Source organism: Mycobacterium sp. (assembly GCF_019243155.1).
Taxonomy (GTDB): Bacteria; Actinomycetota; Actinomycetes; order Mycobacteriales; family Mycobacteriaceae; genus Mycobacterium.
The window spans coordinates 1-16,248 of the sequence record NZ_JAFAUS010000528.1 but is presented as its reverse complement, the minus strand read 5'-3'; the positions used below and the strand labels follow the sequence as shown (position 1 = coordinate 16,248).

Below are 16,248 nucleotides of genomic sequence, written 5' to 3'. Positions count from 1 at the left end.
GGCCTTACCGGCCAGGTCCTTCCCCGATGTACGCGCAGCTGGAAATGTCCAATTTACCGCTCGCGGCGATTGCCGGTCCCAGCGAGCCGGGCGCAGCGGGTCGTCGCTAATCCTCGCCGTGGCTGTCGCCACGGTCCTGCACATATAACGACCGGAAGTTCCCGCTCGATGAAGGCGCATTACTCGTAGTAGCGGGCCTCGAGAACGTTGCCGTCCGGATCGGCGAAATAGAATCCGTGCGGTGCCCATCCCCGGGCCCCGTACGTCGGACTCAGCCGCGCGCTGGTGTCCACACCCGCTGCCTGCAGGCGCCGATCGAGTGCCTCGTATTCGGACTTCGACAGCGCGAGGCAGACGTGGTTGACCAGATGGCCGGCGCTGCCGGCGGTCTTCGTGAGGGACTCGGTGCCTGCCGCGTCGTCCGTCGGCACCAGGTCGATGATCGAGTCTTCGCACACGCGCACGCTCGGGAACGGGGCTCGGTTCGCCTCGAACTCGTCGAACCGCACCGGAGCGAGGCCGATCACCCGCGTATAGAAGTCCATCGACCGGTGCAGATCGTTCGTCCACAAAACGATGTGGTCCAGCCGCATCATCTAAAGAATTCACCTGCCTTCACGTAAAACCCTTGGAATGCTATTCGCAATCGGCCCGAGTACTTCTCAGCCCTGGCGGGTTGTGCTTTGGTGACAGGGTGCCCACTTCGCACTCGTCGGAGACCGAGCGGTTAGTCGACAGCAACGGCGTGCAGCTGCGGGTGGTCGAAGCGGGCGAGCGCGGCGCGCCCGTGGTGGTGTTGGCCCACGGGTTTCCCGAACTCGCCTACTCCTGGCGGCACCAGATTCCGGTGCTCGCCGAGGCGGGCTACCACGTGCTGGCACCCGATCAGCGCGGCTACGGCGGCTCGTCTCGTCCAGACGCGATCGACGCGTACAACATTCGCGAACTGACCGGCGACATCGTCGGCCTGCTCGACGACGTCGGCGCCGAGCGCGCCGTCTGGGTCGGGCACGACTGGGGCGCCGCGGTGGTGTGGAATGCTCCGCTGCTGCACCCCGACCGGGTCGCGGCCGTCGCCGCGCTCAGCGTGCCGGTGACGCCACGGCCGCGCTCGGCGCCTACGGCGTCCTGGCGAAAGATGTTCGGCGAGAACTTCTTCTACATCCTGTACTTCCAGGAGCCGGGCGTCGCCGACGCCGAGCTCAATGGCGATCCCGCCCGGTCGATCCGCCGGATGCTGTGCGGCCTGCGGACGGACGTTAAGGATGCAGTGGCGCGGATGGCCACGCCCGGGCCCGAAGGATTCATCGATCGTCTTCCCGAACCCGACGGGCTGCCCGACTGGATCAGCCAGGAAGAGCTCGACCATTACATCGCCGAGTTCTCCCACACCGGGTTCACCGGCGGCCTGAACTGGTACCGCAATTTCGACCGAAACTGGGAAATCACCCCCGAGCTCGCCGACGCGAAGATCGCGGTGCCGTGCCTGTTCATCGGCGGGACGGCCGACCCCGTGCTGGCTTTCACCCGGGCCGACCGCGCGTCGGACGTGATCAGCGGCCCGTACCGCGAGGTGATGCTCGACGGCGCCGGGCATTGGCTACAGCAGGAGCGCCCCGACGAGGTGAACGCGACCCTGTTGGATTTCCTGCGCGGATTGGAGCTGCGATGAGTGTGCCACTACGCTTCGGCGTCTTCATCACCCCGTTTCACCCTGTCGGCCAATCCCCAACGGTGGCACTGGAATACGATATGGAACGCGTGGTCGCCCTGGATCGGCTGGCGTTCGACGAAGCCTGGTTCGGCGAGCACCATTCCGGCGGCTACGAGCTGATCGCCTGCCCCGAGGTCTTCATCGCCGCGGCGGCCGAGCGCACCAAGCACATCCGGCTGGGCACCGGGGTGGTGTCGCTGCCCTACCACCATCCGCTGATGGTGGCCGACCGCTGGGTGCTGCTGGACCACCTGACACGCGGCCGGGTGATGTTCGGCACCGGTCCCGGCGCCCTGCCGTCGGACGCCTACATGATGGGCATCGACCCGATCGAGCAGCGGCGGATGATGCAGGAATCGCTCGAGGCGATCCTTGCGCTGTTCCGCGCCGCGCCCACCGAACGTATCGACCGCCATTCCGACTGGTTCACCCTGCGTGACGCGCAGCTACACATCCGCCCCTACACCTACCCGTATCCCGAAATCGCCACGGCGGCAATGATTTCCCCATCCGGACCGCGCCTGGCCGGTGCACTGGGCACGTCGCTGCTGTCGTTGTCGATGTCGGTACCCGGCGGTTACGCCGCGCTGGAAACCACCTGGGACGTGGTGCGCCAACAGGCCGCGAAAGTGGGCCGTGACGAGCCGGACCGCAGCGACTGGCGGGTCTTGAGCATCATGCACATCGCGGACAGCCGCGAGGCAGCGATCGACGATTGCACTTACGGCCTACAGGATTTCGCCGATTATTTCGGCGCCGCCGGTTTCGTCCCGCTGGCCAACACGGTGGACGGCGCGCAGACGCCGTACGAATTCGTCGAGGACTATGCGGCCAAGGGCAATTGCTGCATCGGCACGCCCGAGGACGCCATCGAACACATCGAAGATCTGCTGGAACGGTCCGGCGGCTTCGGCACGCTGCTGATGCTCGGCCACGACTGGGCCTCGCCGCAAGCCACGCATCACTGCTATGAACTGATGGCGCGCAAGGTGATTCCTCACTTCAAGGGGCAGCTCGAAGCGTCCCGGTCGTCGCACGACTGGGCCAAGGACAGGCGCGATCAGCTGATCGGCCGCGCGGGCGAGGCCGTCGTGAAAGCCATCACCGAACACGTCGGCGAACAGGAAGGCGCGGTGAACTGATGCGCGCGTCGGTGTTGCGCGACGGCCGGATGGTCTACCGGGACGACGTGCCGGATCCGGTGCCCGGCCCCGGACAGGTGCTCGTCGGCGTGCGGGCGTGTGGAATCTGCGGCTCCGACCTGCATTTCGCCGCCCACGGCGCACGGGTGCTGGAGATGACCGAGCGGGTCGCCGGCGCGGGCGTCATGCACGTCGACCTGGACCACGACATCTACATGGGCCACGAGTTCAGCGCCGAGGTGCTCGAAGCCGGGCCCGACACCGACACCCATCCGGCCGGGACCCTGGTCACCTCTTTACCGCTGTTGCTGTCGAGTAAGGGCGCCGAGCCAATCGTCTACAGCAACAGCACAATCGGCGCGTACGCCGAACGGATGTTGCTTTCCGCGCCGCTGCTGCTGCCCATCCCCAACGGGCTGGACCTCAAACACGCGGCCCTGACCGAACCGATGGCGGTCGGGTTACACGCCGTCAACAAATCGAACATCGCGCCCGGCGAGACCGCCCTGGTGGTCGGCTGCGGCCCGATCGGCATCGCGATCATCGCAGCACTTCGGGTGCGGGGTGTCGAAACCATTGTGGCTTCCGACTTTTCGCCGCGACGACGCGAGCTGGCGACCGCGATGGGCGCCCATCAGGTGTTGGATGCGGCCCAGGGTTCGCCGTTCGACACCGTCAAACCGGACGTGGTGTTCGAAGCGGTCGGAGTGCCGGGGATCATCGACGACGTGATGTTGCGGGCGCGTCCCGGCACCCGCCTGGTGGTCGCCGGGGTGTGCATGCAGCCCGACACGGTGCATCCGTTCTTCGCGATCGCCAAAGAAATCAACGTGCAATTCGTATTGGCTTACACCCCGGAGGAATTCACCGATTCGCTGCGCGCGCTGGCCGAGGGCGACATCGACGTCGAACCGCTGATCACCGGAGAGGTCGGCCTGGACGGCGTGGGCGAGGCCTTCGATGCTCTCGCCGACCCCGAGCGGCACTGCAAGATTCTCGTCACGCCGTAGCGCCAAATGCCCTTACCCTCAACATCATCGGGCTCAGGAGGGTCCACAAATGGCGATATCCAGCACTGAAAGGTTCATCCGCCGCTCGATCGCTTCGGCGGCCGCCGGCTTGGCCGTCGCCGCGGCGGCCGCCTGCGATTCGCACAATTCCACGGCCACGCCCGGGGTCAATCCACGGCAGGTGACCGTCCTGGGCTCGGGTCAGGTCAAAGGCGTCCCGGACACGCTGACCGCCGATGTCGGCATCGAGTTCACCGCTCCCGACGTCACCGCCGCGATGAACCAGACCAACGACCGCCAGCAAGCGGTGATCAATGCCCTGGTCGGCGCCGGTGTCGACCATAAGGACATCAGCACCACCGAGGTCACGCTGTCGCCGCAGTACAGCAACCCCGAGCCCAGCGGCAGCGCCACCATTACCGGATACCGCGCCACCAACGCCATCGCGGTCAAGATCCACCCGACCGATGCCGCCTCCCGGCTGCTGGCCCTCATCGTGGGCACCGGCGGCGACGCCACGAGGATCAAGTCGGTCAGCTACTCGATCGCCGACGATTCCCAGCTGGTCAAGGATGCCCGCTCGCGGGCGTTCAGCGACGCCAAGGACCGCGCCGAGCAGTATGCCCAGCTGTCCGGCCTGAGGCTGGGCAAGGTGCTGTCCATCTCCGAGGCGACGGACAACGCCCCGCGACCGCCCGTGGCGGCGCCACGGGCGATGCCGACGGCGGTCCCGCTCGAGCCCGGTCAGCAGACCGTGAATTTCTCGGTGACCGCCGTGTGGGAACTGACCTAGCGTTCTACTGCTGGTAGATCCTGGGGTCCAGGGTGCCGATGTAGGACAGGTCGCGGTAGCGCTCGTCGTAGTCGAGGCCATAGCCCACGACGAAGTCGTTGGGGATGTCGAAGCCCACGAAGGCGATGTCGACGTTGGCGCCCTTGGCGTCGGGCTTGCGCAGCAGGGTGCAGACGCGCAGCGACCGGGGATGCCGGGTGGACAGGTTGCGCAGCAGCCAGGACAGCGTCAGGCCCGAGTCCACGACGTCCTCGACGATCAACACGTCGCGGCCCTGAATGTCGCGGTCCAGGTCCTTGAGGATCCGCACCACGCCCGACGACGAGGTCGAGGATCCATACGAGCTGACGGCCATGAATTCGAATTGGGTGGGCACCGGGATGGCGCGAGCCAGGTCGGTGACGAAGATCACAGCGCCCTTGAGCACGGTGATCAGCAGCAGATCTTGGCCGGTCTCGAGTGCGGCATCGCGGTAGAGTTCGCCCACTTCCCGGCCGAGTTCGGCGACGCGGGCCTGAATCTGCTCGGTCGTCAGCAACACGGACTTGATGTCCCCGGAGTACAGGTCCACTGGCTGCGCGGGGTTGAGCGCCGGGGAGATCTGGGCCACGCCCACAGATTGCCACGCCAGCGGCCGAATAACCAACGGCAGCTCCGGCATTGCGGCTACCGGATCGGTTTTTGCACCGGCTCACGCCACATCGCCAGTTCGCCGTCGCGCCGGCCGGCGATCAGTCGCTGATCGCGCAACGCGGAGCCCACCGCCACTCCGCCCTGGCCGTGCCAGCCGGTGACCAGCGCGTCCACACCGCGGATCTGCTTGTCGGTCAGCCCGATTGCCCCGCCCGCCAACAGCCAGCCGCGGATCACCCGTCGCCGAACCGGCACGGGCAGCCCCGCGAGTGCCTGCACCCGCAATCCGACGCCGACCTTGACCTCCGGCAGCGCCCGGGCGGCGAGCGTGTCGATCAACTCGGTGTCCTCCCGCAGCGCGGTCGCCGTGCGGGCCAGGGCCTCGGCGACCCCGCCGCCCAGCACGTCCTCCAGCAGCGGCAGCGCCTCGTGGCGCAGCCGGCTCCGGGTGAAGCGGCGGTCGGCGTTGTGCGGGTCCTGCCACGCCGTCAGGCTCAGCTCCTGGCACGCGGCGTGGGTCACGGCGCGCCTGACCTCCAGCAGCGGCCGGCCCCAGGGCGGGTCGTAGGCGCGCATCCCGGCGATCGAGCGCACCCCGGACCCGCGGCCGAGTCCCAGTAGCACCGTCTCCGCTTGGTCGTCGAGCGTGTGGCCCAGCAGCACCGGGCCCTCGCGGTATGCGCTCAACGCCGCGTAGCGGGCGGCGCGGGCCGCCGCCTCGGGACCGCCCTCGTTGCCCACGTGCACTCGAATGACTTGTGCGTCAACGCATCCCAGGGCGACGGCTTGCGCCCGCGCGGTTTCGGCAACGGTCGCCGAGTCGGGTTGCAGGCCGTGGTCGACGATCAGCGCGGTGGTGGGCTGCAGCTGCGCCGCGACCGCGGTGAGCGCCAGGGAATCCGGGCCACCGGACAGCGCCACGCCCCATTGCTCGATGGTGGGCAGATGCGCCTTACTGAACGCCTCGACAGCCGTGCGCAGCTGCCCTACAGCACCCTGTCGATCCATCGCTGGGGTTCTTCGATCTCGACCGGCAGTGGCAGCGTGTCCGGGCCCGTCCAGATGGCGTTGAAGCGCTCCATGCCGACCCGGCCCACCACGTGGTCGACGAACGCTTTGCCGCGGGTGTACTGGTTGAGCTTGGCGTCGAGCCCCAGCAGGGCACGCAGCAGGCGCTGCAGCGGCGGCTGCTTGCGATGGCGACGCTCGTCGAATCGGCGGCGGATGGTGGCCACCGACGGCACCACCGCCGGCCCGACGGCGTCCATCACGTGGTCGGCGTGGCCCTCCAGCAGGGTGCCGAGCACCAGCAGGTGATCGAGGGCCTGACGCTGTGGCTCGGACTGCACCGCGCGCACCAGGCCGATGATCCCCGACGAGCCGGGGTCGGGTTCGGACGCTCCGCGGTTGCGCACGAATTCGGCGAGCCGGCTGGTCAGCTGGCCGATGTCTTCGCCGGCATCCTTGGTCAACAGCGCCAGCGCCTGCGACATGTAGTCGGACAGCCACCTGTTGGCGGTGAACTGGACCCGATGGGTCACCTCGTGCAGGCACACCCACAACCGGAAATCGCCGGGCACGATCCGGAGTTGGCGCTCGACGGCGATGATGTTCGGATACACCAGCAGCAGGCAGCCTTCCTTGGCGCCGTTGTTGGTGGCGAACGGGTCGTACTGGCCGAGGATGCCGGAGGACACGAACGCCAGCACCGCGCCCGTCTGCGCACCCGTGACGCGGCCGGTGAAGAAACCCCGCGGCTTCTCGCTGCCGTTCATCATGACCCGCATCGAGTCGGCCGCCGCGGCGATCCATCCCGAGCGGTCGACGATGCGCGCGGCAGGCACGTGCCCGTCGGTGATCAGGCTCGTCACGTCGCGCACGAACGGTTCGGCTTTGGCGGCCGCGCCGGTGAGCTCGTCGATCGCCTGGCGCTTGGTGTAATCGCTGGACGCCGGACCCGGCCGTGCCAGCCGCTGGCCGACAGTGGCCGCGAACCGCCAGTCGACGGCGGTACCGAGGGTCAGATCCGAGGCTGACGTCATGAGCAGCCGCACGACCAGAGCTTGGTGGCCAGGGCGTCCATCACGTTACGGCCGGTCGGGCCCGCGGAGTTGGAGATGAAGGCGAACGTCAGCACCCGTCCGCTGCGGTCGGTGAGCACCCCGGTCAGCGCGTTGATGGCGGTCAACGAGCCGGTCTTGGCGCGCAACCAGCCGGCCGGACCCTGATTGGTGGCGGCGTCGGTGAAGCGGTCGGCCAGGGTTCCGCTGCCCGCGGCGATCGGGAGCAGGTCCAGCAGCGCCCGCAGGGGCGGCTGGTCGGGCCCGGCGGCGGCCTGCACGACGCCGTCCAGCGTCTTGGCCGTCAAGCGGTCGTCGACCGAGAGCCCGCTGGAATCCATCAACACCGCGCCGGTGGTGTCGACGTGTGCGCTGGTCAGCCGGTTGGTCACCGCGTCGGCCGCGCCGGCAAAGCTGCGCGGCCGGTTGATCGCGGCGGCGACTTCGCGGGCGATGCATTCGGCCATCACGTTGTCGGAGTGGTCCATCATCTCCGACAACCGCTCGACCAGCGGCGCCGATTGCACGACGGCCAGCTGTCGCGCCCCGGACGGCGCGGAAGCGATCTTCACCGCGCCCGGATCCAGGCCGAGCGCTTTGGCCAGCTCCCGCCCGGCGTCGAGCGCCGGCGTCGGGGACCGTCGGGAGTTGACGGTGCTCGGCTGGATGCGTCCGGCGTCGATCATCACCGACTCGATGGGCGCGATGTCGCCGTTGTCCACGTCAGAGGCGTCCCAGCCCTGCGCCATTCTCGGACCGCTGAACGCCGAGGTGTCCACCTGCACGGCGGTCGGCGTCATGCCGCTGCGTCGGACCTGCTCCACGAGGTCGGACAGGCGCGCTGAGTCCCGGTACCAGGTGTCCACCCCCGGTGGCGCGGCCGACAGCGCGGGATCCCCCGCGCCCACCAGCACGATTGGCCCCTGCGCGTTCTGGCTGCCGGCCACCACCCGCGTGCTGATCCGGGTCTGCCGGTCCAGCGTGAGCAGGGCCGCGGCCGCGGTCAGCACCTTGTTGGTCGACGCGGGCACCAGCGGCATGTCGTCCGCCACCTGCCAGAGCTCTTTTCCGGTCATGGCGTCGGTGACCCGGGCGCCCAGTCTGCCCAGGTCGGGATCGGCGGCGACGGCCGCGAGCGCTGCGGCCACCCCGGGCCCGCTGGGCGTCTCGGCGGTGTCGCTCACCGGGATCATTCCCGGCTTGACGGCGGCTGCGTGCGGCGGCGGTATGGGCGCACGCGAGCCACTGCCGTGCCCGCTCGTGGTGAAGAACGCCGCCGCCGCGACCACCGCGGCGACGAACGCCAGCACGGCAAACCCGATGAACACTTGGGTCGATTTTTGCCGGCGGGTAGGACCCATCACTCTCCTGACTGTCTTGAAGCTATTGTGCCGAATTGGCCGGAATCCGCTCGACTAGGGTGTATTCCCGACACGGACCTACCCAAAGAATGGAGCCGAGACGGTGGAATTCGACGTAACCATCGAGATTCCAAAGGGCCAGCGAAACAAGTACGAGGTCGATCACGAGAGCGGCCGGGTGCGTCTGGATCGCTACCTCTACACCTCGATGGCGTACCCGACCGATTACGGCTTCATCGAAGACACCCTGGGCGAGGACGGCGACCCGCTGGACGCGCTGGTGCTGCTGCCCCAGTCGGTGTTCCCTGGCGTGATCGTGGAGGCGCGTCCGGTGGGGATGTTCAAGATGGTCGACGAGGCCGGCGGCGACGACAAGGTGCTGTGCGTGCCGGCCGGCGACCACCGCTGGGATCACATCCAGGACATCGGCGACGTGCCCGGGCACGAACTCGAAGCGATCAAGCACTTCTTCGTGCACTACAAGGACCTCGAGCCGAACAAGTTCGTCAAGGCGGCGGACTGGGTAGGACGAGCGGAGGCCGAGGCTGAGGTGCAGCGTTCGGTGGAGCGATTCAAGACCTCCGAACACTAGGGCCACACTGACGCTTTCGGCGTAACCGCGGGCGCATTCTCGGTGGCATCCTGGCGATGTGACCTCGATGCTGCATTTCGCCGCGAATTTCTGGTGGGTGGTTTTTCCGCTGGGCGGTGCGATCGGTGGCGGCCTTCGGGCCGTCGCCGCCGCCAACGAGCGTCGGGCCGAGCGCAGGCAGGAACGGTATCGGCTGAAGCAGCAAGCCAAGATCGCGGTGGCCGAGGCGTCCGGCCGGGTGCGGGTCAACACCGAAACCGAGCGCCGGGACGTGGCCAAACTCGTTGCAGCGCATGACCGTACGGAAGCACGCTGGTTCGACTACGAGCTCGACATCGCGAAATTGCTGGACTTCCCGATGATGACCGACATGCGCGAGCCGCTGACGACCGCGTTCCATCGCGCCAAGCGGCACGCGGATCTGCTTCGTCCCGAACGGCCCGACGACCTGATTGGCAACCGGGACGGCTTGCTGGAATACCGCGACGCCGTGCACGAATACGTCAGCGCGTTCGAGATCGCCGAGGCCGAGGCGATCCGGCGGCGGCGCAGCGACTTCTCGGTCGACGAGCAGCAGCGGATGGCGCGAGCCCAGAACCTGCTGCACCTGGCGCAGGATGACGCGGCCACCCGAGAGGAACGGCAGAACGCCTACGCGCGAGCGAGTAAGGAACTCGACGGCCTGGTCGTGCTGCCCGCGCCCGCGCGGGCCAGCATCGAACGCCGCATCGCCGGCCAGATCGAGGCCTGACGCCTAACCGGCCGCCCTGGTGCTGCGCCGGTTGCGCAGCACGCTCCAGCTCAGCGCGGCCCCGATGAAGACCACCCCCACCGACGCGGTGGCCACCTCCGGGATCTCAAAGCGCGGCTCGATGGAGAACAGCATGATCACGGCCAGCGCGCCGATCGCCCAGTGCGCGCCATGTTCGAGATACACGTAGCGGTCCAGCGCGTCCTGGTTGACCAGAAAGATGGTGATCGACCGGACGAACATCGACCCGACGACCCCCAAACCCAGCGCGATGAGGATCGGATCGGAGGTGATCGCGAAGGCGCCGGTGACCCCGTCGAACGAGAACGCGGCGTCGAGTAGCTCAAGGTAGACGAACAGGGCCAGGCCCGCCCTGCCGACGGCCCCGCCCGCCGTGGCCGTCTCGGCATCCGACGGCCGAAAGGCCCGGCTCAGGCCGTTGACGACCAGGTACGTCACCAGCCCCAGCAGCCCGGCGGTCAGCACCGTGGCCCGCTCGTCGCTGGTGTGCGTCAGCCCGGTGGCCGCCAGGACGAGCACCACGCCGACCACCATCACCGATACCTGACCGAGCCGGCCGATGCGGGCGAAAGGGATTTCAATCCACTTGAGCCACTTAATATCTCGGTCGTAGAAGACGAAGTCGAGGAACAGCATCAGCAGGAAGATCCCGCCGAACGCGGCGATCTGCGGATGCGCGGCGATGACCAGCTTTTCGTAGCTGGGCGAGCCGTCCGGAAATTCCAGCGCGCCGTGCGGGGGCGGGTGCAGGGCCAGCTTCATCGCGTCCACGGGATTGATGCCCGCAGTCGCCCAGACGATGAACAGTGGGAAGAACAGCCGCATGCCGAACACCGCGACCAGGACGCCGAGCGTCAGGAACATGCGCCGCCAGAACGGGCTCATCCGCTGCAACACAGCGGCGTTGATGATCGCGTTGTCGAAGGACAACGATACTTCGAGCACGGCCAGTGCGATCAGCAGAAAAAGCGCGTTGAGGCCGCCGTGGGCGTAACCGAGCGCGAGGGCCGCCGCGGTGAGCAATAGCGAGATCCCGAAGATGCGCAGGGCGGCCATAGGTCCTTTCCGACAGCCGCTCACACTAGCGAAACGGATCAGGGCCGCAGGCCAGAGTCCGGGGACACTTACTATTTTCAAATTGTGGTGATACATCGGGGCAGTCGGCCGAACGCGCCGCCCCGATGACCGAAATCGGAGCTTCGCGGGGACCCGTCGCGCGCGGCAGCATGGCCCGTGTCGGCACCGCGACCGCGGTCACGGCGTTCTGCGGCTACGCGGTGATCTATCTGGCCGCGCGCGATCTGGCTCCCAGCGGTTTCTCGGTGTTCGGGGTGTTCTGGGGAGCCTTCGGACTGGTCACCGGCGCCGCCAACGGCCTGCTGCAGGAAACCACGCGGGAGGTCCGCTCGACCGGCTACGCCGGCGACCTGGCGGCCGTGCCGATTCCCGACCGGCCGCGCACCCATCCGCTGCGGCTCGCGATGCTGATCGGCGTGGCCGCCGCCGTCGTGATCGCCGGCAGCTCGCCGTTGTGGAGCGGGCGGGTGTTCGTCGAGCAGCGCTGGTTGTCGGTCGCACTGCTCAGCGTCGGCCTGGCCGGCTTCTGCATGCACGCCACGCTGTTGGGGATGCTGGCAGGCACCAATCAGTGGACCCGGTACGGCGCGCTGATGGTGACCGACGCGGTGATCCGGGTGGCGGTCGCCGCGACGACGGTGCTGCTCGGCTGGCGGCTGGTCGGCTTCCTGTGGGCGACGGTGGCGGGCGCGGTGGCCTGGCTGCTGCTGCTGTTGGCCTCGCCCACCGCACGCGTCACCGCCCGCCTGCTGACGCCGGGTGGCACGACGACTTTCCTACGGGGCGTCGCACATTCGATCACCGCGGCCGGAGCCAGCGCCATTCTGGTGATGGGATTTCCGGTGCTGCTGAAGCTGACCAGCAATGAGCTTGGGGCCGAAGGCGGGGTCGTCATTCTCGCCGTCACGTTGACCCGCGCGCCGCTGCTGGTTCCGCTGACGGCGATGCAGGGCAACCTGATCGCCCATTTCGTCGACGAGCGCAACGACCGGATTCGGGCGCTGCTCGCCCCCGCGGCGATCATCGGGGGCATCGGCGCGGTCGGGGTGCTGGCGGCCGGCGTGGTGGGCCCGTGGCTGCTGCGCGTCGCCTTCGGTCCCCAGTACCACGCGAGCAGCGCGCTGCTGGCCTGGCTGACGGCGGCCGCGGTGGCGATCGCCATGCTGACGCTCACCGGTGCGGCCGCCGTGGCGGCGGCGCTGCACCGGGCCTACTCGCTGGGGTGGGTCGGCGCCACAGTCGCCTCCGGGCTGCTGCTGTTGTTGCCGTTGTCGCTGCAGACTCGCACCGTCGTCGGGTTGTTGTGCGGTCCGCTGGTGGGAATCGGCGTCCATCTGCTGGCGCTCTCGCGCGTCGAACGCATCGCGACCTGATAATGCCTGGTCCAGCGTGTACCTTGTGGGCTTAAATGGGCACTCAATCGCACTACCCGGACGCGTGGATCGTCATCCCCGCGTTCAACGAAGCAGCTGTCATCGGTGAGGTGATAGCCGATGTGCGCTCGGTTTTCGACCATGTCGTCTGCGTGGACGACGGCAGCGCCGACGACACGGGCGAGATCGCGCTGCGGGCCGGAGCCCACCTGGTGCGGCATCCGATCAACCTCGGCCAGGGCGCGGCTATTCAGACCGGCGTCGAGTACGCCCGCAAGCAGCCCGGTGCCCGGGTGTTCGCCACGTTCGACGCGGACGGCCAGCACCGCGTCAAGGACGTCGCCGCGATGATTGAGCGACTGAGCGCGGACGACGCCGACGTCGTCGTCGGGACGCGGTTCGCGATCCCGCAGGGCGCACGTCCGCCCTTCCTGAAACGGATTGTGCTACAGACCGCCGCACGGCTGAGCCGGCGCGGACGCCGGCTGGGCCTGACCGACACCAACAACGGGCTGCGGGTGTTCAACAAGAAGGTCGCCGACGGGTTGGACATCACCATGAGCGGCATGAGCCACGCCAACGAGTTCATCATGCTGGTCGACGAAAACCATTGGCGCGTCGTGGAAGAACCGGTCGAAGTGCTCTACACCGATTACTCGATGTCGAAGGGTCAACCGCTACTCAACGGCGTGAACATCATCTTCGACGGGTTTCTGCGCGGGAGGTTTTCCAGATGAAAAAGACCACGACGATGAAGAGGACTGAACGATGAACTGGATTCAGGTGCTGCTGATCTCCTCGATCGTCGCGCTGCTGGTCTATCTGCTGCGGTCCCGCAGAAATGCTCGGTCCCGGGCATGGGTCAAGGTCGGCTACATCGTGTTCGTGCTGGCCGGCATCTACGCCGTGCTGCGGCCCGACGACACCACCGTCGTGGCGCACTGGTTCGGAGTCCGCCGCGGCACCGACCTGATGCTCTACGCGCTGATCATGGCCTTCTGTTTCACCACGCTGAGCACCTACATGCGTTTCAAGGACTTGGAGTTGCGCTATGCGCGGCTGGCCCGGGCGGTCGCATTGGATTCGGCTCGGGAGCCCGAACCGCGCTAGCCGGTGTGAATCTTGCGGAAGTACTCGACCGTGCGGTACACGCCGTCGTCGAGCGCAACCTTCGGCTGCCAGCCCAAAACCTGTTCGGCCAAAGCGATGTCGAGGCACGAGCGCTTCAGGTCGCCGAGGCGCGGCGGCGCATATTCCGGATCGTCGGGCCCGCCGACGGCCGCCGCCACCGCCGAATGTAGTTGGCGGTCCGAGGTTTCGATGCCGGTGCCGACGTTGAAGCGCTGTCCGCCGCCCGCTTCCCCGGAAGCTTTGACGAAGGCGTCCACCACATCGTCGACGAAGACGTAGTCGCGGGTGTTGGTGCCGTCGCCAAAAACCTTGGTGGGCTTACCCGATAGCAGCGCCTGCGCGAAGATCGCGACGACGCCGGCTTCGCCGTGCGGGTCCTGCCGCGGCCCGTACACGTTGGCCGGCGCGATGTGCGAGCAGTCCAGGCCGTACAGGTGCCGGAACGTGTTCAGGTAGATCTCGCCCGCCACCTTTCCCGCCGCGTAGGGCGATGCCGGGTCGGTCGGCACGGTCTCGGCCGTCGGGTATTGCGGCGGGGTGCCGTAGATGGATCCCCCCGACGAGGTGTGCACGATCTTGCGCACCCCGGTCCGGCGCGCCGCTTCGGCCAGCCGCACGGTGCCGATGACGTTGACCGAGGCGTCGAATTGCGGGTCGGCCACCGAATGCCGTACATCGATCTGGGCCGCCAGGTGGAACACCACCTCCGGCCGGTGCTCCTCGAAAACGGCGGGCAGGTCGGCGGTCACGATGTCGGCCTCGACGAAGGCGTAGTCCGGGTTGCCGTCCAGGTGTTCGAGGTTGGTCGCGCGGCCGCTCGCGTAATTGTCCAGCCCCACCACCACGTGGCCGTCGTCCAGCAGACGGTCGACTAGCGTCGACCCGATGAATCCGGCTGCCCCGGTTACCAGTGCGCGCACCGGCCCACCATACCGGCGGGCCGGTTGGGCAATCGGCATGCCTCGGGTGGCCGTGGCGGCCGTCACGTTGATCGTGGTGCAGCTGGGGATTCGGGCCGTGCTGGCATTCGGCGGCTACTTCTATTGGGACGATCTGATTCTCATCGGGAAGGCCGGTACCCATAACCTGCTGTCGCCGGCGTACCTGTTCGACGACCACGACGGCCACGTCATGCCGGCGGCCTTCCTGGTCGCCGGCGTCATCACCCGGCTGGCGCCGCTGGTTTGGACCTGGCCGGCGATCAGCCTGGTGGTGCTGCAACTGCTGGCCTCGCTGGCGCTGTTGCGCGCGCTGCACGTCATCCTCGGCTGGCGGCCGGTGATTTTGATACCCCTGACGTTCGCGTTGTTCACGCCACTGGCCGTGCCCGGGTTCGCATGGTGGGCGGCGGCGCTGAATTCGCTGCCGATGCTGGCGGCGCTGTCATGGGTGTGTGCCGACGCGGTTCTGCTGGTCCGAACGGGCAATCAGCGGTACGCGCTGACCGGGATGCTGGTGTATTTGGGTGGCCTGCTGTTCTTCGAAAAGGCCGCGGTGATCCCGTTCGTGGCGTTCGCGGTGGCCGCGCTGGTGTGGCATGTGGGACACGGCCGCCCGTTTGGCGCGGCGCTGCTGGCGGTGTGGCGGGCCGGCCAGCGGCTGTGGGTGGGCGCCCTGGCGCTCACCGTCGCCTGGGTGGCGATCTATCTGGCCGTGGTGAATCAGCAGCGGTGGAGTTCCGACCTGTCGATGACGTGCGAGCTGCTGTTGCGATCGGTCACGCACGGCATCGTGCCGGGTCTGGCCGGCGGCCCGTGGCACTGGGACCGCTGGGCGCCCGCCTCGCCGTGGGCCACGCCCGGTCCATTGGTGATGGCGCTTGGCTGGCTCGTGCTGGCCGGCACGCTGGCGGTATCGCTGGTCCGCAAGGCCCGTATCGGACCGGTGTGGCTGACCGCCGTCGGCTACGCCGTCGCGTGCCAGGTACCCATCTATCTGATGCGGTCGTCGAAGCAGACCGCGCTCGAGCTCGCCCAAACCCTGCGCTATCTGCCGGATCTCGTCGTCGTGCTGGCGCTGTTGGCGGCCGTCGCGCTGAGCGCGCCGAACCGGACGGCGGGGCCGCGCTGGCTCGACGCCTCGCCGAAGCGGGCCGCGATGGCCGTGGGCTTTGCGGCGTTGTTCGTTGCCAGCAGCCTGTATTCGACCGCGACGTTTCTGACCAGCTGGCGCGACAATCCTGCGCAGCCCTATCTGCGCAACGCCCGGGCCGGTCTGGCCGCGGCACATGCGGCCTCGGATGCGCCACTGCTGGATCAGGAAGTCGATCCGCTGGTGCTGCAACGGGTGGCCGCGCCGCAGAACATGGCCAGCCACATGTTCGCCCTGCTGCGAGACCGCCCGGAATTCGCCTCGGCGACAACGCAATTGCGCATGCTGGACAGCTCGGGGCGCCTGGTCAAGGCGCGGGTGACTTGGATCCGGACCATCGCGCCGGGTCCGATGCCGCAGTGCGGGTACTTCGCGCAGCCGGACAAACCGGCGCGGCTGATCCTCAGCGGGCCGCTGTTGCCCGCCGACTGGACCGTCGAGCTCAACTACCTGGCGAACAGCGACGGCTCGATGACGCTGACGATGGCGGAAGGACCCG

General features: G+C 68.0%; 17 protein-coding genes. 10 read left to right on the top strand and 7 right to left on the bottom strand.

Annotated features, from left to right (window positions below; genetic code table 11):
• Positions 1-179 precede the first annotated feature (179 nt).
• Positions 180-593 (bottom strand): VOC family protein, encoded by a 414-nt coding sequence (locus tag JOZ00_RS26790; protein WP_293350682.1) that lies wholly within the window; start codon positions 591-593, stop codon positions 180-182.
• Positions 594-694: 101 nt separating this feature from the next.
• Between JOZ00_RS26790 and JOZ00_RS26785 the strand changes: the two genes are divergently transcribed.
• Genes JOZ00_RS26785 through JOZ00_RS26770 form a run of 4 tightly spaced genes read left to right on the top strand, consistent with a single transcriptional unit; the run spans position 695 to position 4,659 of the window.
• Positions 695-1,672, top strand: coding sequence for an alpha/beta hydrolase (locus tag JOZ00_RS26785; protein WP_293350631.1), 978 nt, complete (start codon positions 695-697; stop codon positions 1,670-1,672).
• Positions 1,669-2,856, top strand: coding sequence for an LLM class flavin-dependent oxidoreductase (locus JOZ00_RS26780; RefSeq protein WP_293350628.1), 1,188 nt, complete (start codon positions 1,669-1,671; stop codon positions 2,854-2,856). Before JOZ00_RS26785 ends, JOZ00_RS26780 begins: the two co-directional genes overlap by 4 nt.
• A complete protein-coding gene (locus JOZ00_RS26775; protein ID WP_293350626.1) occupies positions 2,856-3,866 on the top strand; it encodes a zinc-binding dehydrogenase in 1,011 nt (336 codons plus the stop codon). The genes JOZ00_RS26780 and JOZ00_RS26775 overlap by 1 nt, the downstream gene beginning before the upstream one ends.
• Before the next feature lie 49 nt (positions 3,867-3,915).
• Positions 3,916-4,659, top strand: coding sequence for an SIMPL domain-containing protein (locus JOZ00_RS26770; protein ID WP_293350624.1), 744 nt, complete (start codon positions 3,916-3,918; stop codon positions 4,657-4,659).
• Between the two features lie 4 nt (positions 4,660-4,663).
• Here the strand turns inward: JOZ00_RS26770 and hpt are convergent, their stop codons facing one another.
• From hpt to dacB, 4 genes are read right to left on the bottom strand one after another with little or no spacing between them, the layout of a single operon-like run.
• Complete coding sequence (hpt, locus tag JOZ00_RS26765; protein WP_293350679.1) at positions 4,664-5,275, bottom strand: hypoxanthine phosphoribosyltransferase; 612 nt, start codon at positions 5,273-5,275, stop codon at positions 4,664-4,666.
• A 50-nt stretch (positions 5,276-5,325) separates the two neighbouring features.
• Positions 5,326-6,300, bottom strand: a complete 975-nt coding sequence (gene tilS / locus JOZ00_RS26760; protein WP_293350621.1) for a tRNA lysidine(34) synthetase TilS — start codon at positions 6,298-6,300, stop codon at positions 5,326-5,328.
• Positions 6,279-7,334 carry a zinc-dependent metalloprotease gene (locus tag JOZ00_RS26755; RefSeq protein WP_293350677.1) on the bottom strand — a complete coding sequence of 352 codons (1,056 nt, stop codon included), beginning with the start codon at positions 7,332-7,334 and terminating at the stop codon, positions 6,279-6,281. Before JOZ00_RS26755 ends, tilS begins: the two co-directional genes overlap by 22 nt.
• Positions 7,331-8,713 carry a D-alanyl-D-alanine carboxypeptidase/D-alanyl-D-alanine-endopeptidase gene (gene dacB / locus JOZ00_RS26750; RefSeq protein ID WP_293350618.1) on the bottom strand — a complete coding sequence of 461 codons (1,383 nt, stop codon included), beginning with the start codon at positions 8,711-8,713 and terminating at the stop codon, positions 7,331-7,333. Before dacB ends, JOZ00_RS26755 begins: the two co-directional genes overlap by 4 nt.
• 103 nt (positions 8,714-8,816) lie before the next feature.
• Between dacB and JOZ00_RS26745 the strand changes: the two genes are divergently transcribed.
• Positions 8,817-9,305, top strand: a complete 489-nt coding sequence (locus JOZ00_RS26745) for an inorganic diphosphatase (protein WP_293350615.1) — start codon at positions 8,817-8,819, stop codon at positions 9,303-9,305.
• A 67-nt stretch (positions 9,306-9,372) separates the two neighbouring features.
• Positions 9,373-10,056, top strand: a complete 684-nt coding sequence (locus JOZ00_RS26740) for a hypothetical protein (RefSeq protein ID WP_293350674.1) — start codon at positions 9,373-9,375, stop codon at positions 10,054-10,056.
• 3 nt (positions 10,057-10,059) lie between these two features.
• On the opposite strand, the gene JOZ00_RS26735 is transcribed toward JOZ00_RS26740, so the two are convergent.
• On the bottom strand, positions 10,060-11,133 hold the full coding sequence (locus JOZ00_RS26735; RefSeq protein WP_293350612.1) for a DUF475 domain-containing protein: 1,074 nt from the start codon (positions 11,131-11,133) through the stop codon (positions 10,060-10,062).
• A 125-nt stretch (positions 11,134-11,258) separates the two neighbouring features.
• Here JOZ00_RS26735 and JOZ00_RS26730 point away from each other — a divergent pair, with 125 nt between their 5' ends.
• Genes JOZ00_RS26730 through JOZ00_RS26720 form a run of 3 tightly spaced genes read left to right on the top strand, consistent with a single transcriptional unit; the run spans position 11,259 to position 13,637 of the window.
• Positions 11,259-12,527: a hypothetical protein gene (locus tag JOZ00_RS26730; RefSeq protein WP_293350609.1), complete on the top strand. Its 1,269-nt coding sequence runs from the start codon at positions 11,259-11,261 to the stop codon at positions 12,525-12,527.
• A 35-nt stretch (positions 12,528-12,562) separates the two neighbouring features.
• Positions 12,563-13,264, top strand: a complete 702-nt coding sequence (locus JOZ00_RS26725) for a glycosyltransferase family 2 protein (protein WP_293350606.1) — start codon at positions 12,563-12,565, stop codon at positions 13,262-13,264.
• A gap of 31 nt (positions 13,265-13,295) precedes the next feature.
• On the top strand, positions 13,296-13,637 hold the full coding sequence (locus JOZ00_RS26720; protein ID WP_293350603.1) for a DUF2304 domain-containing protein: 342 nt from the start codon (positions 13,296-13,298) through the stop codon (positions 13,635-13,637).
• On the opposite strand, the gene JOZ00_RS26715 is transcribed toward JOZ00_RS26720, so the two are convergent.
• Positions 13,634-14,578 (bottom strand): NAD-dependent epimerase/dehydratase family protein, encoded by a 945-nt coding sequence (locus JOZ00_RS26715; RefSeq protein WP_293350600.1) that lies wholly within the window; start codon positions 14,576-14,578, stop codon positions 13,634-13,636. The genes JOZ00_RS26720 and JOZ00_RS26715 overlap by 4 nt on opposite strands.
• Positions 14,579-14,615: 37 nt before the next feature.
• Here JOZ00_RS26715 and JOZ00_RS26710 point away from each other — a divergent pair.
• Positions 14,616-16,248: hypothetical protein (locus tag JOZ00_RS26710; RefSeq protein WP_293350672.1), on the top strand; the 1,633-nt coding region annotated here is incomplete at its 3' end.

Bases quoted from the DNA above. Each gene is read 5' to 3' on its own strand.
- JOZ00_RS26770 (WP_293350624.1), top strand. From the start codon at position 3,916: ATGGCGATATCCAGCACTGAAAGGTTCATCCGCCGCTCGATCGCTTCG.
- JOZ00_RS26720 (WP_293350603.1), top strand. From the start codon at position 13,296: ATGAACTGGATTCAGGTGCTGCTGATCTCCTCGATCGTCGCGCTGCTG.
- JOZ00_RS26775 (WP_293350626.1), top strand. From the start codon at position 2,856: ATGCGCGCGTCGGTGTTGCGCGACGGCCGGATGGTCTACCGGGACGAC.
- JOZ00_RS26780 (WP_293350628.1), top strand. From the start codon at position 1,669: ATGAGTGTGCCACTACGCTTCGGCGTCTTCATCACCCCGTTTCACCCT.
- tilS (WP_293350621.1), bottom strand. From the start codon at position 6,300: ATGGATCGACAGGGTGCTGTAGGGCAGCTGCGCACGGCTGTCGAGGCG.
- JOZ00_RS26790 (WP_293350682.1), bottom strand. From the start codon at position 593: ATGCGGCTGGACCACATCGTTTTGTGGACGAACGATCTGCACCGGTCG.
- JOZ00_RS26730 (WP_293350609.1), top strand. From the start codon at position 11,259: ATGACCGAAATCGGAGCTTCGCGGGGACCCGTCGCGCGCGGCAGCATG.
- JOZ00_RS26735 (WP_293350612.1), bottom strand. From the start codon at position 11,133: ATGGCCGCCCTGCGCATCTTCGGGATCTCGCTATTGCTCACCGCGGCG.
- JOZ00_RS26740 (WP_293350674.1), top strand. From the start codon at position 9,373: ATGCTGCATTTCGCCGCGAATTTCTGGTGGGTGGTTTTTCCGCTGGGC.
- JOZ00_RS26725 (WP_293350606.1), top strand. From the start codon at position 12,563: ATGGGCACTCAATCGCACTACCCGGACGCGTGGATCGTCATCCCCGCG.
- dacB (WP_293350618.1), bottom strand. From the start codon at position 8,713: ATGGGTCCTACCCGCCGGCAAAAATCGACCCAAGTGTTCATCGGGTTT.
- JOZ00_RS26755 (WP_293350677.1), bottom strand. From the start codon at position 7,334: ATGACGTCAGCCTCGGATCTGACCCTCGGTACCGCCGTCGACTGGCGG.